Below are 25,493 nucleotides of genomic sequence, written 5' to 3' on the forward strand. Positions count from 1 at the left end.
CGCGCGCTTCTCACACATCACACCACGTGCAGGAGATACACATGAGAGCTGCAGTCAGCCGCGGAGTCGGCCAGATCGAGATCGAGGAGCTGCCGGACCCCAGCCCACAGGCGGGCGAGGTGCGGGTCCGCCTGGTGAGTTCCGGGATCTGCCACACCGATGTCTCGGTGTTGGCGGGACACCTGCCCTCGCCGCGACCGATCGTCCTCGGGCATGAGGGTGCCGGGATCGTGGATCAGGTCGGCCCCGGCGTCGACCACCTCGCGGTCGGTGATCACGTGATCTGCTCGATCGTCACCTCGTGTCACTCGTGCTTCCAGTGCCAGCGCGGCGAGTACGTGCTGTGCGAGGGCGCGGTGGGCTTTTCGGGCACGATGCTCGATGGCACCACCAGACTCCGGTCCGGCGATGACGACGTGCACACCCTCTTCTGCCAGGGATCCTTCGCGGAGTACGCCGTCGTGCCCGCCACCGCGGCGGTAAAGATTCGTCAGGACGCGCCACTCGACAAGCTCGCCGGCCTGGGCTGCGCATGGTCCACCGGTCTGGGGGCCGCGATCGTCCGGGCGGAGGTGCGACCCGGCAGCAGTGTCGTCGTGATCGGCGCGGGCGGTGTCGGACTCGCGACGATGATGGGTGCCCGCGCGATGGGGGCCACCTCCGTCATCGCGGTCGACATCGCCGAGCACAAGCTCGCGCGGGCCCGCGAACTGGGCCTGGCAACGCACACGCTCACCCTGTCCGGGGCGGACGCGGTGGACGCGATCCGCGACCTCACCGACGGCAGGGGCGCCGACTACGGCTTCGACGCGGTGGGGGCACAGGGCACCCTGGAGACCGCGCTGCAGTCCGTCCGCCCCGGCGGACTGGCTGTCGCCATCGGCGTGATGGACGCCTCGGTGACCGCCACCTTCGACCTGTTCGGGTTCCTGATGCACAAGCGGCTGACCGGTACCTACGCCGGATCGATTCTCCCGCAAAGAGACATACCCGCGTTCGTCGATCTCTACATGGACGGCCGGCTGCCGCTGGATTCGGTCATCGACGCCACCTTCGCACTGGACGAGGTCCCCAAGGCCCTCGACCGGCTGGCCGCGAACGAAATCACCAAGGGAGTGGTGCTGCTGTGAGCGCACTGGAGATGCAAATGTATGTCGACGGCCGGTGGCACGCGGGAAGTGACGGCGGGCGGATCTCGGTCATCAATCCGGCACGGACGAGTGAGATCGTCGGGTCGATACCCGACGGAACCGCAATCGACGTCGATGTCGCGGTATCCGCCGCGAAGCGGGCCCAGCTCGAGTGGGCGCGCCTTCCCCTCGCCGAGCGGGCGGCGATGGTAGCCGAGGCCGGCGCACGGCTGGCGGCGATCGACCCCTCGGCTCCGGAGGCGCTGACCCGGGAGATGGGCAAGATCCTCGCGGAGTCGGTGATGGACTTTCAGTCCCCACCGTGGGCGTGGTCGCACTACCTCAACGATCTCGACGCGCTGGACAAGGTCCTCACCGACCGCCGGTTCGACGACACCGGCCGACTCGAGGTCCGCCGCCGTCCGGTCGGCGTCGTCGGTGCGATCGTTCCCTGGAACTGGCCGATCGCACTGCTGGGCGTCAAGCTCGGCCCGGCATTGCTCGCGGGCAACACGATCGTCGCCGTACCCTCCCCGTTCGCGTCACTGGGTGTGCTCAAGGCCATCGAGGCAATCGGCGCAGCGCTGCCCGCCGGCGTCGTCAACGTCGTGACCGGCACCGGCGAGCGGGTCGGTGCCGCGCTGAGCGCCCATCCCGACGTCGCAATGATCGCCTTCACCGGCGGACTCGAGGCGGGCCGGGCGGTCGCCCAGGCGCTCGGATCACGTTTGCGCAGAGGCGTGTTCGAGCTGGGCGGCAACGATCCCGCGGTCCTGCTCGACGATGTCACCGTCGACGACGACCTCATCCGCAAGCTGGTGGCCGCGTTCACCGTGACCTCCGGTCAGGTCTGCTTCGCGGTGAAGCGGCTGTATGTACACGACAGCCTGCTCGAGGAGGTCACCGCCAAGCTCGGTGATGCCCTCCAGGACGTGGTCGTCGGCGACGGCCTCGATCCCGAGGTCACGATGGGTCCCTTGGCCAACGAGCGACAGTTCAAGCGGTTCACCGCGATGCTCGCGGACGCCGAAGCCTCCGGTGCGAAGGTGCAGTCGTTCGGCCGCGCGAGGGACCAGGGGTCGTGGAGCGGCGGGTACTTCCACCTGCCCTCGTTGGTCACGCAGGTGCGCGGGGAGGAGCGAATCGTCGCCGACGAGCAGTTCGGACCCGCCCTGCCGATCATCGGTTTCGGCTCGGACGCCGAGGCCATCTCGCTGGTGAACGCGACGCCGTACGGGTTGACCTCCAGCATCTGGACCACCGACCCGAGTCGCGCCTGGGAGATGGCCGGACATATCGACGCGGGCGTCACGTTCATCAACAAGCACGGCATGGCCGCATTCGATCCCGGTGCCCCCTTCGGCGGGGTGAAGGACAGCGGCTACGGCCGTGAGATGGGGACCGACGGTCTGCTCGAGTACACCTGGACGCACCAGATCAACGATCGCCAGATCCTGGGGTAGTCACGCCAGACCGGTCCGACCGCGCCGCGCGCCACGGCGGCCCGCGCCAGACCACGACGCCATGTCAAGAAATGCAACGACGAACAATTGTGAACGGATGAATTCGCATGACAAACGCTGGCCTCGACGCTGATCTGCAGCGCGTGTATGAGCTGCTTGTGCAACAGGTGACGTGGGAGGCGGAGGGTGTCGTCTCGATCCGGCTGGTCGATCCGAGCGGCGCGGAGCTGCCGGCCTGGACCCCGGGGGCGCATCTGGACCTGGTCCTCCCCTCGGGGAAGGTGCGCCAGTATTCGCTGTGCGGGGACCCCGGTGACCGCGCCGCGTACACCGTCGCGGTGCTGCGGGATCAGCACGGCCGCGGCGGTTCGCGCGAGATCCACGACACCGCATTGGTGGGGCGGTCGCTGTCGGTGCGGGGACCGCGCAACCACTTCGGGCTCGTCGACGCCCCCTCCTACCTGTTCCTGGCCGGGGGAATCGGCATCACTCCGATCCTCGCCATGGCGCGCGAGGTCAGTCGCCGCGGCGTGCCGTGGACCCTGATCTACGGCGGCCGCAGTGAGACGTCGATGGCCTTTCTCGACGACCTGGACAAACTCGGCATGGGGAACATCGAGGTCGTACCGCAGGACGTGCACGGGATGCTCGACCTCGATACCGTGCTCGGCCGTGCGCCAATCGATTCCGCGATCTACTGCTGTGGGCCCGAGGGTCTGATTCGGGCGGCAGAGGAGCATGCAGCCACGCGGTTCGCGCCGGATGCTCTGCACGTGGAGCGTTTCGGTGCGTCATCGAGCGTCCCGCGCGGCGGCATCGCAATCCAGACGGAATCGGGCGGCAACAGCTTCGAGGTCGAGTTGCGCCGCACCGGTGCAGTGCTAACCGTGCCGGCTGACGGCACCCTGATCGATGTTGTGCGCGAAGCGATCCCGGACTTCCTCTCGGACTGCGAAGAGGGCTACTGCGGGGCCTGTGAAGTGCGCGTCCTCGAAGGCGAGCCGGAGCATCACGATCAGCTGCTCACCGACCAGGAGCGCGCGTGCGGTGACCGGATGATGGTCTGCGTGGGGCGTTCGAGGTCTGCGCGACTGGTTCTCGACCTCTAGTGCGCCGTGCGGAAATTACAGTAACTTGACAGTCACCCCTGAACTGATGTCACTCCGCTTTACGCCTTGCCGCTGCGAGGACGACCAAATCCCGAAGGCCACCACAGGCCCTGAGTAGATCGTTCAATCCGATGAATTCTCGCGAGTATCGCAGATGGTCCCAGCGGCGACGCGCCGCATGGGCCGAGGTCAACCGCACGCGCAAGCATCGCGACACCGAGGCGGAGCGCCTCATCGAGTTCGCCAGTATGTGGACACCATACGGCGGTCCGGACGAGGAAGAGATCCTCGTTCACTTCGGAATGTCGCGGCTCCGGTTCATCGAACGTTTGTGGCAGGTCATACCTGATTCCAACTGCGCTCAACGGGAAATGCGCAGTTTGGCGAGCACATACCCCGCACCCCCTGCGAACGGACGATCCTCATCCCGTTCCGTGAGTCGCTCGGCGGCTCACGTCGACGGAGCGGGCGGCCGGCGATCCGACAGATCCCAGGCAGTTACGCAAACTTGAGCACGCGCCTCATATAGGAACGAAATGTGGAACCACCTTAGTGACAACGACATTCTCGACTTTGCGCTTCTTTGGAAACCGCTCGGTGGGCCTGCTCCGAGGGATATCACCGCCGCATTCGCAATCGACATCACCGAGTACAAACGCCGACTAACAGCAGCTGTCGGGTTCCAGGTGTCCCAACTTCGGAAAGGCGTCACCTCCAGTGAGTTCGTCTACGGTCTGTCTGCGATATCGGCGCTTGATCGAAATCCACTGCGAGTGGGTGACATATGAGCAACAACATCGTCTAATGGCTCGTACCCGAAGCCTCGACCGTCAAGTTACTTATCCCACGACGCACTAGTGCCCGCGCCCGAAGTCTTCTCGCGATCAACGGACTTCGAGGACGAGGCACCAGCCGGCATCACCAAACAGATTGGACTCTCAGGGTGGAACCCATCACCTTCCCCGACGTCGCCGTCCCCCTGCGAGCGGCCGAGGCCTTCCGCTACGACGCGGTCGCCACCGCGCCCGCCCGCTCACGAGTGCAGCCGCTCGAGCAGCTCGTCGAGCAGGAGGTCCGGCCCGGCGACGCGATCCACTTTCCTTGGCTCTCCACGCGGGCGTATGCCGCGCTGTTCGAGGTGATCCGGCAGGCGCGGTCCGGTCGACTGCGCGGCCTGACCGTCATCTCCGCGTCCCTGCGCGCGGAGCTCGGCCTCCTCGTCGCCTCGGGCGGGGTGGACAAGCTCATCACCTCGTTCGCGGCGACCACCTATCCGGCGGTGCGACCGAACTCGATCCTCGCACAGGCGGTCAAGGACGGCTCGCTGGTCGTCGAGGAATGGTCCATCCTGGCCCTGATCCAGAGGGTACTCGCCGGGGCGCTCGGGTGGCCCTTCGTGCCGGCCGGAACGATGGACGGCACGGACCTGCCCGCAGGATTCGGGCCAGGCACCAGGATCGTGGTGGATCCGTTCGATGGCTCGGAGCGCTCGGTGATGCCCGCGCTGCGCCCGGATGTGTCGCTCATCCATTGCCCGGTCGCGGACTGGGACGGCAATGGGGTGATATTCCCGCCCTTCGCCGAGGACCTCCACACCGTCTACGCCGCCCGGAAGGGCGTCATCCTCACGGCCGATCACATCGTGTCCCCGGCGGAGCTGCGTCGGTGGGCGGGCCACGTGCGGGTGCCCGCGGCCCGGGTTCTCGGTGTCGCGCAGGTGCCCTTCGGTGCACACCCGGCCGCCTCGCCGGTCCCGGTGCGGGTGGAGGGAGCGTCCGGCTACGGCGAGGACTACGCCTTCCTCGCCGAACTGGGGCGTCTGCGAACCGTCGAGGACGCGGAGTCCTTCAGCGAGCGGTGGATCGACCTACCGGGCCGCGGGCAATACCTCAGCCAGCTCGGCCGAGAGCGAATCGAACATCTGGTTGCCATGGATCTCGACGAGTCCTGGCGCATCGACGCACTCGATGACGAACCGAAGTCTGTCGAGGTCAGTGAGATGACCGTGAGCGAGCGTCTCGCCGTATCCGGTGCCCGCGCGATGGAGGCGGTGGCGCGGGCGTCGGGGACTCGCACCGTTGTGGCCGGTGCCGGGCTGTCGCACCTCGCGGCCGCATTGGGACGGGCCACGCTCCTCGCGACCGCGCACGTCGTCGATTTGGTCTTCGAGAGCGGTGTCCTCGGCTACGTCCCCCGGCCCCATGACGCCACCCTCTCCAATACCCGTAATCTGCCGACCGCGCGGCACCTCAGCAGCACCCTCGAGGTGCTCGGAATGTTGCTTCCCTCGACAGCGGAGACGACGATCGCGGTACTGTCGGCCGGGGTCATCGACAGCCACGGCAATGCCAACAGCAATCGCTCGCCCTCGGGCAACTTCCTGGTCGGCGGCGGAGGGAGCACCGACATCGCGGCGCAGGTGACCACGATCGCCGTGGTGGCGGCCGACCCGCGCAAGTTTGTCGAGACGGCACGGTTCATCAGCTACCGGGGCACCCACCTCGACGTCATCGCCACGGACATCGGCCACCTCCGGAAAAGGGATGGGGTGTACGTACTGTCCGCGTGGTTCTCCGATCTGGCCGACAACGCGGACGCGGCCCTGGCCCTCATCCGTACCGCAACCGGCTGGGACGTACAGCTCGCACCCGATGCCCATCCGATGGAAGCGCCGAGCGCGACGGAGTTGGAATACCTCCGGACGGTGGACCCGGACGGCAACCTCCTCGGCCGATCGACGAGGATGTCGCCCGCCGATACTCCACGGGATCCCCACGGCCATCTGGGTCGGCGCCTCGGCGGCCGAGGCGATCGTGCGGGCACAGCGAGGGTGTAGGAGAACTCGGGAATGAACCGCGAGGACAACGAACTCCTCGAATTCGCCGCCCAGTGGGCGCCCTTCGGTGGGGCATCCGCCGGCGATGTCTTCGAGACCTTCGGCATGACTCTCGACAGGTATCACCGTCGGCTGCGGCAGATCCTTCGGGCGAGAGGGATCCACCCGCCGATCGACGGGTGCTCACCGACCTCGGGCACCCCGGCTGGCACCGTTTTCACCGTTGCGCGTGAGATCGTGGGCCGGTCCCTCGGCGAACGCTTCCGGATCGAGGCGGCCGCGCTGAGCGTTGCGGTTCACAACGGTATCGAGTACGGCTTGATGCAGGCGTACGCCGAAGGTTATGAACTTTCTGGCCGCGAACCCCGCATCACCGCGGTTGACAGCGTGATGAGAGCGTGACAGAAGGGCACCGTGGTGCGACCCTGGCTGCTCGAACTTCTGGTGGCTGCACTCCGGGAGGACCCAGGTTTGAGCTCGATATCCGGGTTCCCCGAGGACTCGGAGAGGGCCGCTGGACCATCGGAGAGGCCATCGCTCCCGCGGTGCCGGTTCCGTTTCTCGGCCGTCCTGTTCGCGCGATTCTCTCCCGACAGCTGGATTCGCCGGCAATGAAGGCGGTTTCGGCTCTACGGCAGCAGTTCGGCGGACATCAGGTCCGGAAAATGGAGGCGGTGCAGTCATGATCAAGCTGGGTTACAAGGCGTCTGCGGAGCAGTTCGGTCCGCGGGAGTTGGTGGAGCTGGGTGTGCTGGCGGAGCGGCACGGGATGGATTCGGCGACGGTGTCGGATCATTTCCAGCCGTGGCGGCACGAGGGTGGTCATGCGCCGTTCTCGCTGGCGTGGATGATGGCGGTGGGGGAGCGGACGGAGCGGTTGCAGTTGGGGACGTCGGTGATGACGCCGACGTTCCGGTACAACCCGGCGGTGGTGGCGCAGGCGTTCGCCACGATGGGGTGTCTGTATCCGGGGCGGATCATGCTCGGGGTGGGTACCGGTGAGGCGCTGAACGAGATCGCGACCGGTTTTGCGGGGGAGTGGCCGGAGTTCAAGGAGCGGTTCGCGCGGCTGCGGGAGGCGGTCCGGTTGATGCGGGAGCTCTGGTTGGGTGACCGGGTCGATTTCGAGGGCGACTATTTCTCCACGAAGGGGGCGTCGATCTACGACGTGCCGGAGGGTGGGATCCCGGTGTACATCGCCGCGGGTGGTCCGGTGGTGGCCCGGTACGCCGGTCGCAGTGGTGACGGGTTCATCTGCACGTCCGGTAAGGGGATGGAGTTGTACACGGAGAAGTTGATGCCGGCGGTCGCGGAGGGGGCGGCCAAGGCCGACCGGGATGTGGCGGAGATCGACAAGATGATCGAGATCAAGATTTCGTACGACACGGATCCGGAGTTGGCGCTCGAGAACACGCGGTTCTGGGCGCCGTTGTCGTTGACGCCGGAGCAGAAGCATTCGATCGAGGATCCGATCGAGATGGAGAAGGCGGCGGATGCGTTGCCGATCGAGCAGGTCGCGAAGCGGTGGATCGTGGCGTCGGATCCGGATGAGGCGGTGGCGCAGATCCGCCCGTATCTCGATGCCGGGCTCAATCACCTGGTGTTCCACGCTCCCGGGCACGATCAGAAGCGGTTCCTGGAGCTGTTCGAGAAAGATCTCGCCCCGCGGCTGCGAGCACTGCCATGACCACGGTCATCGACGTCACCCGAAACCCGCTGTGGAAGAAGCTCACCGATCACCAGCAGGCGGTCGCGGCGCTGCATCTGCGGGAGCTGTTCGACACCGACCCGCACCGCGGCAAAGACCTCACCGTCACCGCCGGTGACTTGTATGTGGACTACAGCAAGCACCGGGTGACCCGTGAAACCCTCGGTCTACTCCTCGACCTCGCCTGCGCCGCCGGGGTGGAGGAGCAGCGGGACGCGATGTTCGCCGGTGCGCACATCAACGTGTCCGAAGATCGAGCAGTCTTGCATACAGCGCTGCGAGAACGCCGCGGTGTCACCCTGATGGTGGACGGGCAGGATGTCGTCAGCGATGTCCACCATGTGTTGGATCGGATGGGTGCGTTTACCGACCGGATCCGGTCCGGTGACTGGCGCGGCGTCACCGGTCAGCCCATCCAAACGGTCGTGAATATCGGCATCGGTGGCTCGGATCTTGGCCCGGCCATGGTCTACCGCGCGCTGCGCCACTATGTAGACGGACCCGAGGTGCGGTTCGTGTCGAATGTCGACCCCGCGGATCTGGTGTCGACGCTGTCGGACCTCGATCCCGCCAGCACGCTGTTCGTCGTGGTCTCCAAGACGTTCTCGACGTTGGAGACCATGACCAACGCGCAGGCGGCCCGTAGGTGGCTCACCGAGACGCTCGGTGAAGACGCGGTCCGGCATCATTTCGTGGCCGTCTCGACCAATGCAGTACGGGTGGCCGCCTTCGGTATCGATTCGGAGAGCACGTTCGGGTTCTGGGATTGGGTCGGGGGACGGTATTCGGTGGGTTCGGCCGTCGGGCTGGCGGTGATGGCCGCCATCGGACGAGAACGCTTCGCGGAATTCCTCGACGGCATGCGCCAGCTCGACATGCACTTCCGCACGGCCCCCATCGAGTCGAATGCGCCTGTCCTCCTGGGTCTGCTGGGCGTCTGGTATGCCAGCTTCTTCGGCGCCGATTCACGCGCGGTGCTGCCGTACTCGAACGACCTCGTGCGGTTCCCGGCGTACCTGCAGCAACTGGCGATGGAATCGAACGGCAAGTCGGTACGGGCGGACGGGACTCCCGTTGGTGCGGCGACGGGTGAGGTGTTCTGGGGTGAGCCCGGTACCAACGGTCAGCACGCATTCCATCAATTACTGCACCAGGGAACCCGGTTGATTCCGGTGGATTTCATAGGGTTCGCGCGGCCGATCGAGGACCTGCCCACGCTCGATGGCGAGGGATCGATGCATGGTGTGCTGACGGCGAACATGCTCGCCCAGTCCAAGGTTCTGGCATTCGGAAAAACCGCTGCTGAGGTCACCGCCGATGGAACACCTCCCGAACTCGTCCCGCACAAGGTGATGCCGGGAAACCGGCCGTCGACATCGATCCTGGGCACGAAGCTCACACCGTCGACCCTCGGACAGCTGATCGCCTTGTACGAACACCAGGTCTTCGTGCAAGGAATCGTGTGGGGCATCGACTCGTTCGACCAGTGGGGGGTCGAGCTCGGCAAGACATCGGCTCTGGAATTGGGTTCCGCTCTCTGGGACCCAGACGGCGCCGCCTACGTTGGGGACAGCTCCACCGCCGGGTTGATTCGCGCGTACCGGCTAGCGAGAGGGGAACGCAGTTGCCTGCATTAATGTTGCGGCTTCCGTCGCCGATCGCAGAGTCGTGGGATTGGCAATTGTCTGCCGCGTGCCGAGATGCCGACCCGTCGGTGTTCTTCTATGCCGACAATGAACGCGGTGATCCCCGTTCGAGTCGCATCCGTGCTGCCAAACAGGTCTGCCGACGGTGTCCCGTACGTACACAGTGCCTCGACCACGCCCTCGAGGCACGTGAGAGCCACGGAATCTGGGGCGGCTACACCGAGGATGAGCGCAGGACGCTCCAACGGCCGCGGGACGTGGATGCCCACCAGCTTCCATCCGGCCGGGAAATGAAGCCGAGACCGGACGTTGCGGTCATCTGCTGTGCACGCACTTCTACAACAACCCAGTAGCGATACGAGTCGCGGTCTGTGCGGCTGAAAAAGCTCGCTCGCGGACCACGCACCACTTATAGGGCACGTCAACTTGAGTGATAGTCGCAGCGGCGCAGGCGGTTTGGGCTCGCCTCTGCCCGGAATTTATTGGCTGGGTGCGTTGTTCGGGCAGCGGTGGCGGCCGCGGTGATTTCGCGCCACACCGCGAAGCGGTCCGTCATCTCGCGACGCCAGTCGGATGCCGACAACATGTGCCGCCGCAGCTGGAAGTGCCCCGTGATGCCGGAGAACGCGGACAGGAACCGTTGCGTCTGTCCGGGTGAGGCGAACCGCTTCATCCGGCGCTCCCGTTGCCGAGTCGGCTGATGCGAGTTCTCGGCCCGATTGCTGACGATACTTCGACCGGCGATGTTCGACCGAGGCCAGCATCTCGCGGTGCGCCACCTGGTAGCTGGCCGGCTTGTCTGTCACGAGCACCCGCGGCACGTACCGCAGACCCTTGAGCAGCTTGCGGAAGAACTGCTTGGCAGCCTTGGTGTTTCGACGCGACTGGACGAGGATGTCGAGCACCACACCGTCCTGGTCGACCGCACGCCACAAGTACATCCGCTCGCCGTTGATCGGGATGAACACTTCGTCGGGGTGCCACTTGTCGCCAGGGCGCGGCCGGCGGCGGCGCAGCTGGTTGGCATAGGACTGGCCGAACTTCGCGCACCACTGCCGGATCGTCTCGTGCGAGACCACGACGCCGCGTTCGAACATCAGTTCCTGCACGTCACGCAGGCTCAACGCGAAGCGGGGATACAGCCACACAGCGTGGCTGATGATCTCCTTCGGGTAGCGGAAGCCCTTGTACGACGAATCTGCGCTGGGCACGGTCGCCCATCCTCCCAGCGGTCACCCGCACAGCCAAGTTGACGATGCCATGGCACGTGGGTGGACCTGCCCCCGTTGAACGAACCGCGGGCGGCTGGTGCCGCGGCCGTGGTCGGCGACAGGATCGTGGTCGCCGGGGGACAGGCGAACGGCGCACTGGTACCGACGACGGAAGTGTTCGACGGAACGAAGTGGACGACCGTCTCGGACATCCCGACGCCACGGGAGCATCTGGCCGGAGTGTCGGACGGGACCTACTTCTATGCGATCGGTGCGCGGGACCTGGCGTCGGACCAGAACACTGCCGCGGTCGAGCGGTTCGACCCGGCCGCGGGAACGTGGACGACGTTGCCTGCCATGCCCACTCCCCGCGGTGGGCTCGGTGCGGCGTTCATCGACGGTCGCATCGTCGCGGTCGGTGGTGAACAGCCGACCCGGGTGCTGTCGACGGTCGAGGCCTACGACGTCGCGTCGGGGACCAGGTCACCGTTGCCGCCCATGCCCAGCGGGGCGCACGGGATGTCCGTTGCGACGGTCGGACACACCGTCTACGCCATCGGCGGTGCACTACGGCCCACGCACGCGGAGTCCACCGCGACTGCACAGGCCTTGGATTTCTGGTGAGTGTGCCGGTACCGACGGGTCGAGATTCCCGCGGTCACACAGACTAAATGTCTTCTGTCAGTGTGGTTGTGCTCAGTAGAGGGGGACTAGACTTGGCGTTGGAGGGGCGAGTTTCGCACGAGATGCGGGCCGGGTAGGAAGTGGTTCGTGATGAAGGTGACGGCGACGGCCACCCGTCGCGGCGGCTGGTGGGTGGTGGAGGTTCCGGGAGTCGAAGGCGTGCTCACCCAGGCTCGGCGGCTCGATCAGGTGTCTGCCATCGTGGCGGAGGCCGTGCATCTGGTCGAGGATGTGCCGGCCGAGGACGTCGAGGTGGAACTCGACTACGAGATCGGAGATTCCGCGGCGCTCATGGAGGCCCGAGCGGCCCACTTGCAAGTCGAGTCCGCCGCCCACGCGCAGGAATGTGCGGCGCGGGCCTCGCGGGCCGCGGTGGCGCATCTGCGCCGATCGGGTCTGTCGGTGCGTGATATCGGTGTCATCCTCGAGCTGAGCCCCCAACGGGTCTCTCAGCTCGACCGAGCCGGCGTTCGTGCCTGACACCATCACGATGTTCCTCGCCGGCGACGTGATGACCGGTAGGGGAGTCGACCAGATCCTCCCGTTTCCCGGCGACCCGGAGTTGCGGGAGCGTTGCGTTCGCGATGCCCGCGAGTACGTGGCGTTGGCGGAGAAGCGGAACGGCTCGATCCCCGGCCCCGTCGGGTTCGGGTGGCCGTGGGGTGAGGCGCTGCGCGTCCTCGACGCGGCGGAGCCCCACGCCCGTGTGATCAACCTGGAAACGACCGTCACCACCTGTGCGCGCTTCGCGCCCAAGGGAATCAACTACCGAATGCATCCGTCGAACCTGGGGGTGCTCACCGCTGCGCAGATCGACGTCTGCGTTCTAGCGAACAATCACCTTCTCGACTTCGGTGCCGATGGGCTCGTGGAGACCCTGGACGCGCTGGCCCGCAACGGCGTGCGGACCGTCGGTGCGGGGCGCACCGTGGCGCAGGCGTGGTGTCCCGTGGTCGTGAAGGCCGGGACGAGTCGGCTGCTGATCTGGGCGGCAGGTATGTCGTCGAGCGGGGTCTCGCCGCACGGGGCGGCCCGCCGGGGCCGGCCCGGTGTCGCGTACCTTTCGGAACCCACCGGCGCCGAGGTGGACCGTGTGCTCGACCGGACACGGCTGATACGGCGGGACACGGACGTGGTGGTGGTCTCTCTGCACTGGGGTTCGAACTGGGGATACGACGTGCCGAACGCGCATGTCGAGTTCGCGCATCGGCTCGTCGACGGTGGCGTCGACGTGGTCTTCGGGCACTCGTCCCATCACCCGCGGCCGCTCGAGATCTATCGTGGCCATCCGATCTTGTACGGCTGCGGCGACCTGATCAACGACTACGAGGGCATCCGAGGGCACGAACGCTACCGCGACGATCTGCGGCTGCTCTACCTGGTGACCCTCGACGCGCGCACGCACGAACTGCTCGAGCTACGAATGGTGCCGATGAGATCCCGGCGGATGCAACTGCAACGCGCGTCGACAAGTGACACCGCATGGCTGCGGCGGGTTCTCGACGGGATCAGCCGCGACTTCGGCACCCGCATCGACGCGGGCGCGGACGACGTCCTCGTCGCCCGTGGGAGACAAGCGAACTGGTAGGCAGTCGACCACTCTGTGCTCTGTGCCAGCGCTGTCGCGATGTCCGACCAGCGCTGAGCTTCCGACACCGCGGTCGCCGCCTGAACCACTCACAGCAACATCCGAATCGGACAATGCCGCACCCGAATCCTATGCCCTGCAGAACCTCTCAGTTAACGTGACAATGCCCGCGCGGGACCGGCGCGTTGCGGCGGTCGTCGCGCAGGTCCCGTACGTCGACGGGCTGGCCACCCTGCCCCGCTCGGGATGGTCGGGCGTGGGCACACGGTGGTCGCGTACCCGCGTACCCGCGTACCCGCGTACCCGCGTACCCGCGTGACCGGTTCCGGCCGTTGCTGCGGCGACCGCCGGGCATGTTCCCGGTGGTCGGGCCACGGGGAACGTTCGCGGCGATGACCACCCGCGACGCCGAGGCGGGATACCGGGCGATGGATCGCCGGGGTCGACGTGGCGGAACGAGACGCCGGGACGGGCGGCGTTGCAGGCCGCCCGATCTCGGCCGACGACGCAGGTGCATGCGATCACCAGCCCGGTGCTCTTCAGATCGCGGAGCACGAGGTGGTCACCTTCACCCACAGTTGCACTGAAGGCCGCGGCCAAGGCACCCGACGCCGAGGTGCGGATGTACCCCGGCGGCCACTTCGGCCCCTTCTCCGTATCCGGTAATTCGGGGTGCCCGAGGCGTGGTCCCGTTCGTCGGGAATTCTGGAAACTTTCGGTAAGGCTACCCTTGCGGATGCGCTCGAATGGTGTAACCCTTACCTAACTGGATTGGTTCGTAAGGGAGCTCCAATGTTCGTCTGCATCTGCAAGGCCGTCACCGAAGAAGAGGTGCACGAGCACATGGACGACGGCGCGGACAGCGCGGATGCGATCGGCGAGAAGTGCGGAGCCGGTTGGGGGTGCGGCACCTGCGTCGATCGCCTCAATGAACTGCTCTGCGCGCGCGCTATCGGCAGTCGCGTTGCAGCAGCCTGACTGCTGAAGCATCGATCCGTCGCGGATCGTGGGTGAACGCTGATACGGTCGCTACACCCCGGCGACCGGAAGTATGGGCGGCGGCGACGCGGTTATCGCTCTTCTCAACGAGCAGCTGAGGGTCTACGGGGATCGGTTCTTCGCCGATGTCATGGCCGTCGCCGATCTGTATCGGTATCCCGGCCGGCTGTTCGACTGTCCATGACAGCAGCTCACCCTCGATCGGTCGATCTGGTCTGTGCTTGGGCGCGACGGTCTGTGACTCGTACATCGCCGCCGAGCCGGGGGTCGGTGGCGAGCGATCGGATCGGTCGGCGAAGGCGCCGGATGTTCGAAAATCGTGAGCCGCTATAGCCACGCCCGCCCGCCGGCCGCAACGGGGCGGATCGGCTCGGACCCCGAGAACGCGTCGCTGCCGGTGGTCGGCCGGACGCTCCCGTTCGACCGGCGGACGACCCCGGTGCTCCACCCGCGCGGCGTCGAGCCGATCGTCTGCGGCAGGTCGGTGCCCCGCCGGCCGGTCCTCGCCGCGGCGGGTCGGTCGCAGACCGGTCGCCGCCGTGGGTGATCGCGCCCGGCACGTCGACGGCGTCCGGGGGCGAGCTCCCGTGCCCTGGCCACACCCGCACCGGCGTGCAACGCTGACTCTATGGAGGTAATGCCGCGGAGCCCGGGTGCCGGGCCGCCGACGTCGAGGGCATCCGTTCTTCCGTCGAATCCCGCGGGTTCCGCTCAATGCGCCGCGTCGGGTGTCCCTCCCACGATCGGGGTCGAGGAGGAGTTCATCCTGGTCGATTCCCACACGGGTGCGCCGCAACACCGCAACGCTGCGGTGGTGGAGGATGGAACGGCGCTCGGCATCGATCTGCAGCTCGAACTCGCACGATGCCAGATCGAAACGGCCACCCCGGTCTGCGCGCGGATATCGGATCTGGTTCGGGAGCTGTGCAGGGCCCGATCACTCGCTGCCGCCGCGGCCGCCCGGTCCGGGACCCGATTGCTTGCCACCGGGGTTCCCGTGCTCGGTCCGTTGCCGCGGGCGATCACCGACACACCGCGGTACCGGCGGATGGCCGATGGCCGATGGGTTCGGCGCACTGGCCGAGCAGGTGATCTGCGGCTGCCACGTCCATGTCTGCGTTCCCGACCGGGACACGGCGGTGCAGGTCAGCAATCACCTGCGGCCCTGGCTGCCCGCGCTGTTGGCGTTGACGGCGAACTCGCCGATCGCCGCCAACGTGGACACCGGATATGCCAGCTGGCGCCGCATCCTGTGGGCGCGGTGGCCGAGCGCGGGACCGCCACCGTGTTTCCGGTCGGCGCGACACTACGACGCCGCGGTCGCGGCGATGCTGGACTGCGGCAGCGTCCTCGATCCGGCGATGGTCTACTGGGATGCGCGGCTGTCCGCGCATCTGCCACCATCGAGATCCGCATCAGCGACGTCCCCGCCACGGTGCACGAGACCGTGCTGCTCGCGTTCCTGGTCCGGGGGCTGGTCATCACCGCACTGTCGGAACTCGGGCGCGGGGATCTCGCCCGGCCGGTCGGCGACGACCTGCTGCGGGCGGCGTGCTGGCGTGCCGCCCACGACGGTCTGACCGGACACGGAATCGACCCGACCTCGCAAAATCTGATGCCGGCATCCCGGCTCCTTGCTCTCCTTCTCGCGCACGTCCGCACCGCCCTCGAGGACTACGCCTGTGCGCGGGCGGCGGTGGCGCGGGTCCTGGCCCACGGCAACGGCGCCGTCCATCAGCGACGCGCTCTGCGGGCCGGCACACTCACCGACGTCGTCCGCGCGGTCGCCGACCGCACCGTCGAAATCTGCTCGCCCGACGACGATTACTGGGCGTCCGTACCTCCGGCCGATGTCCCGGAATCGCCTGTGCCGACCGGGGAATGCCCCGTGTCTCCGGCGACCGGGTCAGGCACGCGGGAGTAGTTCGCCCGTCGGCGGCCCGTGCGGGCGGCACCTCGGTTTCGGCGCATTCCAGTAGGTCGCGCGAGTGTTTTCGTCGGGCCGAACGGGCCGGTGTGTGCTGTCCGCAGCTTTCGCCTGGTGAAGGCGCGAACAGCTCGTCGCTGCCCGACCGATTCGATGCACGGTCCCGGCTTCGCCGTCGGCGCCAACATCGCCACTCAAGATCTCCTCGTCGGGAGCGCGGGCTGTGCTTCCGTTCCAACATCCGCAAGCCGTCACAGTCCATGTTCACTGCGGTCGAGGAGACTTTCTGCGCGACGCGGAATTCGGTGCAGACCACCGGGCACGGCATCGTCGGCGGCGACAACCACGGCCAAGCGCTCAACCGCCCCTCAGCGTACCGAAATTTTGAATTCGACTGGCAGGCATAACAACACGGAGTGCCGCGGACCCCGGGTCTGGTCACGATGGCCTCCGCCTCGAGGGTGGTGCCGCCCCAGCCCCCGACGCCGCCGTCCGTGGGCCCGCCACCGGACCCTGGCGCCTGGCGGGTCCGCGCACGCCGAGTACGAGGTAAAGAGTCATGGCCACCGACTACGACGCACCCTGAGCCGCCGATCCCGACGAGCTGCCGGAGACGTCCCCGAGCAGTTGGCGGCCAGCACGAGAATCACCGTCTCCTGCCACGGGGTCGACGACAGCGACGCCGCGGAGTCTTTCGAAACGGCCACCCCATTTTGTCGCTGGGTATCAATCCGGACGGGGAAGTTGTTGCACCTCAGTTGAATTCAGGCGAAGAATTGTTTTTCGTGGGCGCTGAAGGACGAGACATACTATCCAGCTGTCCTTCGTTACCCTCTGGTGTGTGCCCGCAACGCCCCTGTGCAGAGTCGGCCGGACGGATTGGGTGTGTGGGGGACGGCGGTGGGGAAGTATTGGGCCGACCCCGGCGCCGATGCAGGCAGCCGATGCGGGGTCGGCGATGTGAGCGTTTCTGTCAGACGGCGACGTTCAGGCCGAACATGATGTGGAGCCAGTGCAGAAACGCGGCGAAGGCCAGATTGAAGTCGATACCTGCAGAACCCATGGTGGTCACCTCGTGAACGGAAACGATCCCACCCTAACTGTCTTATCGCAGGTCGCGGTGCTGGCGTTCTAGCCTGGTTCAGCCCGCCGGCGGCCTGAATTCGTGGAGGCTCAGCAGCTGCTGCACATACTGCCGTTCGGCCAGCGCGGTCATGGCGTCGAGTTTGGCCAACTCTCCGGGGCTGGCCGTGGCGATGTCGAGTTTCATCAACTCCGCGACCCACTCCCGGATCTCTTGATGGATCACACCCGGTCACCACCTCTGCACTGTGGGTTGCCCCACCCGGGCCGACGTTGCTCTTGATCTGATTTGACGTCAGCGCCGGATCTCGAGCTTGTCGAGCCTGACGTCGACGCCGGCTTTGCGTGCCTCGGTGATCCTATCGATCAGTGCGTAGGCGAAGCGGTAGTAGTCGCTCTGCGAGGTGGGACTGTCGGGATGCGCAGTGTCGGCGGCGAGGAACGTGCTCAGGTTTGCATGCGCGAGGTTCACGGCCTTGATGGCTGCGTCGTGCAGTTCGACGGTCGCAGCCGAGGCGCATCGCTCTGCCAGTCGGCTCTCCTCCCGGAAAAGTGCGGCGCGGAGTGCGGGGGTGACGCGCTCGATGACACTGTCAGGTGGCGGGGCTACGCAGTTCACGCCGTCGCGGATCGCGTGGTCATCGTGCTGTGTGCTCATGGCCTTGATTCTCCTCCGGGCGTCCAGAGCGGGGAATCACCGCTAATGCAAACATGCAAGTCGAAGCATGCTAAATATCAGCGCTGACCTGCTGTTTACCGTCCCGTCGGTGGGGTTCGAACCTTTGGTGCGGAGTCACCGGAGCCCGCAGATCGGCCCGGGCCAGCCGACCCTGCGGCCACGATGCTGCCACCCCCGAGGAGCCCGCACACACCAGAGCGCCGATCTCGCGGATCCCGACCACCCCGGCGAGGTGATAAGTCGCTCCCATCGCCGATATTGTCAATCAACCGTTCGGCAGACATCGCTCGCGCGCACACTGATTGGAAGGCCGTTCCGCGATGGGGTTGCTCCCTTGCGGGTTCCGTCAGCGCAGGGCGGCAGCACCGCAATCAGCCTGCTGAGGCTGACCGACGATGGCCGCGTTGGGTGTGAGCCGCTGACGAAGCCGGTCTCGGTGATATCCCGAGCCGCATGCAGGTGTACCCGTTTCCGGGTGCCAGCTCCGCGGCGCGGGACACGGGACTGTGTTGCCCGCCGGCGCACGGCGGCTCGGGACGGTGAATCTCACGAGTGCGGGCCGCCGAGGTGGCGGGGTAGATCGAAGGCGAGCACCCGGTCGAGGTGGACAAAGGTTTCGAATTTGGCGCCCGGGGCGATCGCGGCGTCGGACTCGACGTGTCGCATCAGGTCGAGAACCGCCGGCACGTCGAGGTTCCGGTCGAAAGCACGATACGCGGCTTCGAGGATGTCTGCGGGCATCGGGACGGAGATGTGCGTGCTCCAGTCGGCGACGCGCTGCCGCCATCGATGCAACAGACCCGCGGCGTCGGCGATCCGCTCCATGGTCAGCGGCGCTTGCTGCCCGTAGTGCGTCGAGAGCAGCACACAACGCAGCGTCAACGGGTCATGACCGGCGTGGATCAGATCGTCGAGCGGCTCGGACCCGGCCGCGGCACCGACGGTCAGCGCAGACTCGGCAGTGTCGTCCTCGGCCGCGGTCACCATGAGCCCGACCGGGGCGCCGACTGCGGCCGCGGCGGCGTCGACGGACTCGAAGACGCCCGCCGGTGGGCGGATCATCCACGCGTCGAGATCGCCTGGTGCCACGGGTGAACCGGGGCCGGAGGCGAGCAGGGTGAGTGCGACCTGTGAGCGGTGCACATCCTCGAGGACCCGTCGGGTCAGGTCGGCCACCAGGAGTGTGCGGACCGCCCCGGCTGTCGAGGAGCGGTCCGAGACGGGCGCGCGTACACACAGGTCACGACGCTGCCCGGCGTACCGAGTGTGGCGGTGGGTGGGGCGTTGGCTCCGGAGAGGATCAGCATCTTGTCAGTCTCGTCCCTGGCCGCCTCGCCCGGGACAGCCCCGCCCCCGTGACGGCATCGGTGTGTGTTGCTAGCGGGACGTGGGGGTCGTTTCCCACGTCCTCCATATTCGTGGTGTCGGAGGCCACGACGTCTGTGCCGAGGTCTGGTGACCACCAGCGGGGAGTGGATCGGTGGTCTGGTGAGTCACTCCGCGTTCGACGAAAACCGTTCCCGTGCTAGGACACTGGCTGCCGAGGGAGGCGGATCGGGCGGACGGGAGTGCCGATTCCGCCGCGCCGGTCGTGCGGAGCTCGGTGCACCGGCCATCTGGTCGGTCTCGTGTGCGCTGCGGGATTTCCGCCGCGGATGCGACATGTCCGGCCGTTGTGGCGGCTGGGCCCTCAGGTGTCGAAGGTGGCGCCGTGCGCCGCATTGTTCACCTGGGCATCGGCGTACCCGCCGCAGTAGTCCCAGGTGGCGTACGCCTCGGGGGTCGGGGCATAGGCCGGCTCGTGCGGGCGGACGGGGCCGCCGGCCAGAAGCTGGAGGAGGTCGGCGCGGAGCATGTCCCAATCCTGGTAGTGATCGTGCTGGCAGTCCTCGCAGTATTCGACGAGACCGCGGATCCCCCGATGTGCCAGCAGCGCCTCGTATACGGCGAGGTCGGCCAGATCTTCCTCCGCCGCGAGCCGCTCCTGGGGATCGAGTGGCTGGCCCGGCTCAATGGCGTCGAGGGCTGCTGCCGGGTCGGCGGGGTCGCCGGCGAACGGGTCCAGCGGGAGGCCGGGAGGCAGTTGATCGTGCACGGCACCACAGTACGTGTTGAGATGCGGCGAAGATTGACCGGAGATGGATCGGTGATCTGGCCCGCCGATCAGGTCGTGTGCTCTGTGTCCGAGGTGCTCGATGTAGTCGGTGCCGCCGATCGTGTGGCCGTGCCACCCACCGTCGCAGCGGTAGGCGCCGTTGCCGCAGTTCACAGGTATCCACCGGTGGTGAGAGTGACGGCGATGATCACTGCGGCGGCCATCAAGGAGGCCGAACCCAGGATCAGATCCCATAACTGGCACTCGGGGTGGCGGTTCCCGCCACTGTTGGTGGACTTCGTATCGTCGGTGGCTTCCTTCATATGCGCAATCTTCTTTCGACCCCGAACATCCCCGGCATCGCCCCGTCACGACAATCACCCCGTTGACCAGGGCGATTGTCCGATGCTAGCGGGACTTGTCCGATGGTGGATCTCGACCGGTAGACCCTGTCATCCCTAATAAGAGCTACGGGTCAGCGGTCGATGCGCCAGACTGGTGTCCGGTAGCCGGCCAGCGAGAGAGCACTGTTCATCCCTTGGACGGGGGTGGAAGTCCTGCCTACAGATCGTGCCCTCGCCGGTTCGGTTCGGAAGAAGATGATCGCTGCTGGGATGTCGTGCCGCAGAGCACTATTTTATTAGGTCGCCGAAACTTCTTCCGCCAGGCTGCCGAGGTATCTGTCGATGACGGACGGGGAAGGGAGATAGTAAATGCTGCTGCTGGTGGGTGACGATTGGGCCGAGGATCATCACGATGTGGAATTGATGGATTCGTCGGGGCGCACACTGGCGAAATCCATACTACCGGAGGGGAGTTCCGGAATCGCACGGCTGCACGCGCTGATCGCCGCACAGCTTGGCGACGACGCCGGCGACGACGCCGAGGTGCGGGTCGGGATCGAGACCGACCGTGGTCCGTGGGTGGCGGCGCTGGATGCAGCCGGCTACGTCGTGTATCCGGTCAACCCGTTGCAGGCGGCCCGGTATCGGCAACGCCATGCGGTGTCCGGTGCCAAGAGCGACGCCGCCGACGCACACTCGCTGGCCGACATGGTCCGCACCGACGCCCACCAGCTCCGCGCGATGGCCGGCGACAGCCCCGACGCCGAGGCGGTGAAAGTCGTTGCCCGCGCGCACAAGACGCTGATCTGGGAACGCACCCGTCAGACGCAGCGGCTGCGACACGCGTTGCGTGAGTACTTCCCGGCCGCGCTGGAGGCTTTCGACGACCTCGACGCCGCCGATACCCTCGAACTGCTCGGCAAGGCCCCCGGCCCGACCGCGGCGGCCCGGTTGAGCCGGGCCCAGATCTCGGCCGCCCTGCGCCGAGCCCGTCGCCGCGACATCGACACCAAGACCACTCGCATCCGGGCAGCGCTGCGCACCGAACAGCTCGGCCGGCCGGGGGTGGTCACCACCGCGTATGCGGCCACCACGCGCGCCGCGGTGGCGGTGCTGGGCACCCTCAACGAGCAGATCACCGCACTCGAAGCGCAGGTCGATGCCCATTTTCGTCGTCACCCGGACGCTGAGATCGTGCGGTCCCAGCCCAGCCCAGCCCAGCCCAGCCCAGCCCGGCCTGGCCACGGTCCTAGGGCGTGTCTCCCAATAGTTTGAGCCATTCGACGATGCCGGCGAGGAGGAATCCAGCCCGGTAAGTCAGGGCAAGCTTGTCATACCGGGTTGCCACCGCTCGCCACTGTTTTGCCTTGTTGAAGGCCCTTTCCACCACGTTGCGGCCCTTGTACGACTCGGCATCGAAGTTCGGTGGCCGACCGCCCGCGCTGCCCTTGTTCTTGCGGTTGGCCACCTGATCGGACTTCTCGGGAATGACCGCCTTGATGCCCTTGCTGCGTAGCAGTTCTCGATTGGCCTTGGATGTGTACGCCTTGTCGGCACGGACCTCGTCCGGGCGCGTACGGGGTGCGCCGCCACCGATGCGCGGCACGCAGATGCCCTCCAGGAGCGGGCCGAACATCGGGCTGTCGCCGGCCTGGCCAGGACCCACCAGCACCGACAAGGGACGTCCGTCGCCATCGCACGCCAGGTGGACTTTGCAGGTCAGCCCGCCGCGGGACCGGCCGATGCCGTGATCGACCGGTTCGTCAAGCAGATTCGTGTAATTCGGTAGATCCCCCTGTGTCACGCGCGGCGTTGGCGCCGTGCTGGTGCACCCGCACCACGGTGGAATCCACCGACACCGCCCAATCCAGGTCGCCACCGGCATCGGCCATCGCGGCCAGGGCTATGAGTACCCGATCCCACGTTCCATCCCCGGCGTAGCGTCGATGCCGTTTCCACACCGTCTTCCAGGGGCCGAAATGCGCAGGTAGATCCCGCCACGGGAGCCCGGTACGCAGCCGGTAGAGCATCCCCTCCACCACGAGTCGGCTGTTCTGGAACTTCCGCCCCCGCAGCCCATCCGAACTGGGCAACAGCAGCGCAAGCAACTCCCACTGCTTGTCCGTCAACACCTCAAACCGATTAACAACGTCTGCCACAGCGAAGAGTCTGCAGCACAACACCCCAAATCATTGGGAGACACGCCCTAGGTGCCCGGGTGCTCGCCGAGTTCGGTGACGACCCCACCCGCTACGCCACCGCAAAGAACCGCAAGAACTATGCCGGCACCAGCCCGATCACCCGCGCCTCGGGCAAACGGAAGCTCGTCGCCGCCAGATACGGGCTTGGGCGACCGGCTCGTCGACGCCCTCATGCGGCAGGCGCAATCGGCACTGCAGACCTCGCCCGGGGCGCGCGCCTACTACGACCGACAACGCGCCCGCGGGCTCGACCACAACCCCGCGCTGCGCCAGCTCGCCAACCGGCTCGTCGGCATCCTGCACGGGTGCCTCAAGACCCGCACCCACTACGACGAGACGACCGCATGGTCACATCACGTCGACAAGCCCGCTGCTTGACATCCGAGGCCCTGGGATGTCTGTAGGAGTGGGGCCTTGTCAAGGGGGCATTTGTACGGATTTCGGCTCCATGCGGGCAGCGCTGGGTGAGGGCCGGGGGTCAAGACACAGCGCCCGCAGCGTCAGCGAGGACGAATGGTCTTGACGGTGGCCCGGCCCTGGAGTGAGCCCGAGAATCGATCGAGGACCAACGACGCGGATTCGATTTCGCTATGTGGTTGTGGTGCAACGTCTCCAGTGTGGTGTGGGGGTTGGGCAGGGCCGAGCTTCCTCGGCTGCGGTCATCCCTTCGCCCGGCCGGGGTAGGGCGGGCATGGAGCGTTACGGCGAAGCAACACGCGGGGTCAATCACGTTGGCGACCACGCCGCCGAGGCAGGGGTCAGACAGTGCAGCGACCGCGCGCGTGTTGCGCCCGGGGTGCTCACGCCACCGCCTTCTGGTGGGCCACGGCGCGGATCTCTCCGTCGCGCAGTCCGTAGTAGACGTGGGTGAGCAGTTTGCGGGCCGCGGCGACCTTGGCGATGTTCCTGCCGCGACGGGCCTCGATGGGTGTGCGGTCGACCGAGATCTTCGTGCCGGCCTGGTGTCGCTGGATGGCCTCGACCGCCGCCCAGCGCACCAGCTTCGAGCCCTGCTTGGTGATATGGCCGCGGCGCACCACGGTGTCCGATTCGCGGTGTTTGGGGGTCAGCCCGGCCCAGGAGCACAGGTGCGCGGCGTCGGCGAACCGGTGCACATCCCCGATCTCGGCGACGAACACTGCGGCCAGAGTCGGACCGACACCGGGCAACGCCTGGATCGCCGTGTAACCGCGCTCGCCACGCAGTTCGGCGGCGATCCGGGTGGTGAACCGTGCCTCGTGGGCGTCGAGGACGTCGATCAGCTCGAGCAACGAGATCACCCGCCGCGCGTACGCGTCGGCGAGCGGCACCCGCGCCAGCTTCTGGCGACCGGTGACACCGAACAGGTCCGACACCGGGATCAGGACTCCCGCCTTGGCGAGCACGGAGTGCACCTGCGCCTTGAGCCCGGAGCGCAACGCGACCAGCTTCGCCCTGTAGCGCACCAGCTCACGCAACTCGCGTGTGGCGGGCGGGGCGATCCACGCCTCGGGCAACCGGTGCATCCGCAACAGATCCGCCAGATCCCCCGCGTCACGTACATCGTTCTTCACCCGCCGATACCGGAAACCCTTGACACCCAAAGGATGTGCGAGATGCACGATCACGCCGGCGGCCTGCAAGGCATCGACCGCCCAGTACCAGCCGTACGTCGCCTCGAGCACCACCTCCGGATTCGGGCCGGCCTTTTCGATCTGCAACCCAACGCCACCGGGTCGTTGACGATCCGCACCGCCGACAGTTGCTCACCCTCCGCCGTCTGGCGGACGATCACCGATCGCTGCCGGTGCAGATCGATCCCGACGACCTGATTTCCGTCATACTCGTTCATAGGGGCCTCCTCCGTCGTGATGAAACCTTGACACCCCCAGCATTCGCCGGGAACCACGAGGAGCGGGAGGCCCCCGCTCCTACATCGCATCACGTTGGCGAGTTTGGCGAGCTGGGAGGATCAGTGGCGTGACCACAGCAATGCCGTCGTACAAGGGCCACCGCTACCCGGTGGAGATCATCAACCACTGCGTGTGGTTGTACTTCCGGTTCCCGCTCAGCTTCCGTGAAGTCGAGGAGATGATGCTCGAACGCGGTGTCGTGGTCAGCTACGAGACGATCCGGCGGTGGTGTGCCAAGTTCGGGCAGGCGTACGCGAACCAGCTGCGCCGACGGGGGGTGCGGCCCGGTGACAAGTGGCACCTCGACGAGGTCTTCATCCGCATCAACGGCACCCGGCACGACCTGTGGCGCGCGGTCGACCAGCACGGCAACGTGCTCGATGTGCTGCTCCAGTCGCACCGAAACGGCAACGCCGCCAAACGATTCTTCCGTAAGCTGCTCAAGGGCTTGCAATATGTGCCGCGGGTGATCGTTACCGACAAGCTGACCAGCTACAGCGTGGCCCACCGCGAGTCGCTGGCCTCGGTCGAGCATCGCCGATCCAAGTACTTGAACAACCGGGCCGACGAGTGCGTCGATGCGCCAGGACTCGTCCCGAAATCGCCGCTCAGCCGCGCACCGCCGGTGATCCCATCGGCCGACCCGACAGCGGGAGCGGGCGATGAAACAGTTCGACTCAACCGGGCACGCGCAACGCTTCCTCTCGGCTTTCTCGGGCATTTCACCACATTTCCGGCCCCGCCGGCACCGACTGACCGCGCCCGAGTGGCGCACCGAGATGGCCGACCGATTCGCGGTCTGGCGGGAAGTCACCGCGACCGGGGTTGCCTCCTGAAACGTGAACAACCCCAACGGTGTTACATCGCCACGCGCTCTAAACCAATTGCGCCGCTGTTC

18 protein-coding genes and 8 pseudogenes are annotated in these 25,493 nt (G+C 66.8%); 18 read left to right on the plus strand and 8 right to left on the minus strand.

Annotated features, from left to right (window positions below; translation table 11 throughout):
- The first annotated feature begins 41 nt into the window (after positions 1 to 41).
- From JWS14_RS40310 to JWS14_RS40345, 8 genes and pseudogenes are all read left to right on the plus strand, one after another.
- The gene (locus tag JWS14_RS40310) at positions 42 to 1,130 is read left to right on the plus strand and encodes a zinc-binding dehydrogenase (protein ID WP_206015770.1); all 1,089 of its coding nucleotides are present in this window, start codon (positions 42 to 44) and stop codon (positions 1,128 to 1,130) included.
- Positions 1,127 to 2,593 carry an aldehyde dehydrogenase family protein gene (locus JWS14_RS40315; protein WP_206015771.1) on the plus strand — a complete coding sequence of 489 codons (1,467 nt, stop codon included), beginning with the start codon at positions 1,127 to 1,129 and terminating at the stop codon, positions 2,591 to 2,593. Before JWS14_RS40310 ends, JWS14_RS40315 begins: the two co-directional genes overlap by 4 nt.
- Before the next feature lie 107 nt (positions 2,594 to 2,700).
- On the plus strand, positions 2,701 to 3,702 hold the full coding sequence (locus JWS14_RS40320; RefSeq protein WP_206015772.1) for a PDR/VanB family oxidoreductase: 1,002 nt from the start codon (positions 2,701 to 2,703) through the stop codon (positions 3,700 to 3,702).
- Between the two features lie 943 nt (positions 3,703 to 4,645).
- Positions 4,646 to 6,538, plus strand: coding sequence for a CoA-transferase (locus JWS14_RS40325; RefSeq protein WP_206015773.1), 1,893 nt, complete (start codon positions 4,646 to 4,648; stop codon positions 6,536 to 6,538).
- Positions 6,539 to 6,832: 294 nt separating this feature from the next.
- Positions 6,833 to 7,224: pseudogene (locus JWS14_RS50550) on the plus strand (6-phosphogluconate dehydrogenase); the annotation flags it as partial.
- The gene (gene fgd, locus JWS14_RS40335; protein ID WP_206015775.1) at positions 7,221 to 8,225 is read left to right on the plus strand and encodes a glucose-6-phosphate dehydrogenase (coenzyme-F420); all 1,005 of its coding nucleotides are present in this window, start codon (positions 7,221 to 7,223) and stop codon (positions 8,223 to 8,225) included. The pseudogene JWS14_RS50550 and the gene fgd, both read left to right, overlap by 4 nt.
- On the plus strand, positions 8,222 to 9,883 hold the full coding sequence (pgi, locus tag JWS14_RS40340; protein ID WP_206015776.1) for a glucose-6-phosphate isomerase: 1,662 nt from the start codon (positions 8,222 to 8,224) through the stop codon (positions 9,881 to 9,883). Before fgd ends, pgi begins: the two co-directional genes overlap by 4 nt.
- Positions 9,883 to 10,245: a WhiB family transcriptional regulator gene (locus JWS14_RS40345; RefSeq protein WP_206015777.1), complete on the plus strand. Its 363-nt coding sequence runs from the start codon at positions 9,883 to 9,885 to the stop codon at positions 10,243 to 10,245. Before pgi ends, JWS14_RS40345 begins: the two co-directional genes overlap by 1 nt.
- Before the next feature lie 68 nt (positions 10,246 to 10,313).
- Here the strand turns inward: JWS14_RS40345 and JWS14_RS40350 are convergent.
- Positions 10,314 to 11,103: pseudogene (locus JWS14_RS40350) on the minus strand (IS6 family transposase).
- Between the two features lie 51 nt (positions 11,104 to 11,154).
- Between JWS14_RS40350 and JWS14_RS40355 the strand changes: the two are divergent.
- From JWS14_RS40355 to JWS14_RS40385, 7 genes and pseudogenes are all read left to right on the plus strand, one after another.
- A pseudogene (locus tag JWS14_RS40355) lies at positions 11,155 to 11,727 on the plus strand (Kelch repeat-containing protein); the annotation flags it as partial.
- Between the two features lie 150 nt (positions 11,728 to 11,877).
- Positions 11,878 to 12,267 (plus strand): hypothetical protein, encoded by a 390-nt coding sequence (locus tag JWS14_RS40360; RefSeq protein ID WP_206016292.1) that lies wholly within the window; start codon positions 11,878 to 11,880, stop codon positions 12,265 to 12,267.
- Entirely contained in the window at positions 12,260 to 13,375 is a 1,116-nt protein-coding gene (locus JWS14_RS40365; RefSeq protein WP_206015778.1) for a CapA family protein, read from the plus strand. Before JWS14_RS40360 ends, JWS14_RS40365 begins: the two co-directional genes overlap by 8 nt.
- A 157-nt stretch (positions 13,376 to 13,532) precedes the next feature.
- Positions 13,533 to 13,694, plus strand: a complete 162-nt coding sequence (locus JWS14_RS50555; protein ID WP_241031619.1) for a hypothetical protein — start codon at positions 13,533 to 13,535, stop codon at positions 13,692 to 13,694.
- Between the two features lie 473 nt (positions 13,695 to 14,167).
- A complete protein-coding gene (locus tag JWS14_RS40375) occupies positions 14,168 to 14,353 on the plus strand; it encodes a (2Fe-2S)-binding protein (protein WP_206015779.1) in 186 nt (61 codons plus the stop codon).
- A gap of 340 nt (positions 14,354 to 14,693) precedes the next feature.
- A complete protein-coding gene (locus JWS14_RS40380) occupies positions 14,694 to 14,921 on the plus strand; it encodes a hypothetical protein (RefSeq protein ID WP_206015780.1) in 228 nt (75 codons plus the stop codon).
- Between the two features lie 81 nt (positions 14,922 to 15,002).
- Positions 15,003 to 16,298: pseudogene (locus JWS14_RS40385) on the plus strand (carboxylate-amine ligase).
- Positions 16,299 to 17,442: 1,144 nt separating this feature from the next.
- Here JWS14_RS40385 and JWS14_RS40390 read toward each other — a convergent pair.
- The 5 genes from JWS14_RS40390 to JWS14_RS40410 form a co-directional block, all read right to left on the minus strand.
- Positions 17,443 to 17,610, minus strand: coding sequence for a hypothetical protein (locus JWS14_RS40390; protein WP_206015781.1), 168 nt, complete (start codon positions 17,608 to 17,610; stop codon positions 17,443 to 17,445).
- A gap of 69 nt (positions 17,611 to 17,679) precedes the next feature.
- Positions 17,680 to 18,042, minus strand: a complete 363-nt coding sequence (locus tag JWS14_RS40395) for a hypothetical protein (protein ID WP_206015782.1) — start codon at positions 18,040 to 18,042, stop codon at positions 17,680 to 17,682.
- Positions 18,043 to 18,609: 567 nt separating this feature from the next.
- The gene (locus JWS14_RS40400; RefSeq protein WP_241031620.1) at positions 18,610 to 19,239 is read right to left on the minus strand and encodes a cysteine--tRNA ligase; all 630 of its coding nucleotides are present in this window, start codon (positions 19,237 to 19,239) and stop codon (positions 18,610 to 18,612) included.
- Positions 19,240 to 19,753: 514 nt separating this feature from the next.
- On the minus strand, positions 19,754 to 20,158 hold the full coding sequence (locus JWS14_RS40405) for a DUF5319 family protein (RefSeq protein ID WP_206016301.1): 405 nt from the start codon (positions 20,156 to 20,158) through the stop codon (positions 19,754 to 19,756).
- Between the two features lie 170 nt (positions 20,159 to 20,328).
- The gene (locus JWS14_RS40410) at positions 20,329 to 20,481 is read right to left on the minus strand and encodes a hypothetical protein (protein WP_206015783.1); all 153 of its coding nucleotides are present in this window, start codon (positions 20,479 to 20,481) and stop codon (positions 20,329 to 20,331) included.
- Positions 20,482 to 20,874: 393 nt separating this feature from the next.
- Between JWS14_RS40410 and JWS14_RS40415 the strand changes: the two are divergent.
- Positions 20,875 to 21,711 (plus strand): annotated as a pseudogene (locus tag JWS14_RS40415) (IS110 family transposase); the annotation flags it as partial.
- A gap of 40 nt (positions 21,712 to 21,751) precedes the next feature.
- Here JWS14_RS40415 and JWS14_RS40420 read toward each other — a convergent pair.
- A protein-coding gene (locus tag JWS14_RS40420) for an IS5 family transposase (RefSeq protein ID WP_259376026.1) occupies positions 21,752 to 22,661 on the minus strand; the annotation gives its coding sequence in 2 pieces (ribosomal slippage) (positions 21,752 to 22,309 and positions 22,311 to 22,661; 909 coding nt in all).
- Positions 22,662 to 22,708: 47 nt separating this feature from the next.
- On the opposite strand from JWS14_RS40420, the pseudogene JWS14_RS40425 reads away from it, so the two are divergent.
- Positions 22,709 to 23,081, plus strand: a pseudogene (locus JWS14_RS40425) (transposase); the annotation flags it as partial.
- 422 nt (positions 23,082 to 23,503) lie between these two features.
- Here the strand turns inward: JWS14_RS40425 and JWS14_RS40430 are convergent.
- Positions 23,504 to 24,534 (minus strand): annotated as a pseudogene (locus tag JWS14_RS40430) (IS110 family RNA-guided transposase).
- A 140-nt stretch (positions 24,535 to 24,674) separates the two neighbouring features.
- On the opposite strand from JWS14_RS40430, the pseudogene JWS14_RS40435 reads away from it, so the two are divergent.
- Positions 24,675 to 25,431, plus strand: a pseudogene (locus tag JWS14_RS40435) (IS6 family transposase).
- Positions 25,432 to 25,493 lie beyond the last annotated feature (62 nt).

Source organism: Rhodococcus koreensis (assembly GCF_017068375.1).
GTDB classification, from domain to species: domain Bacteria; phylum Actinomycetota; class Actinomycetes; order Mycobacteriales; family Mycobacteriaceae; genus Rhodococcus_F; species Rhodococcus_F koreensis.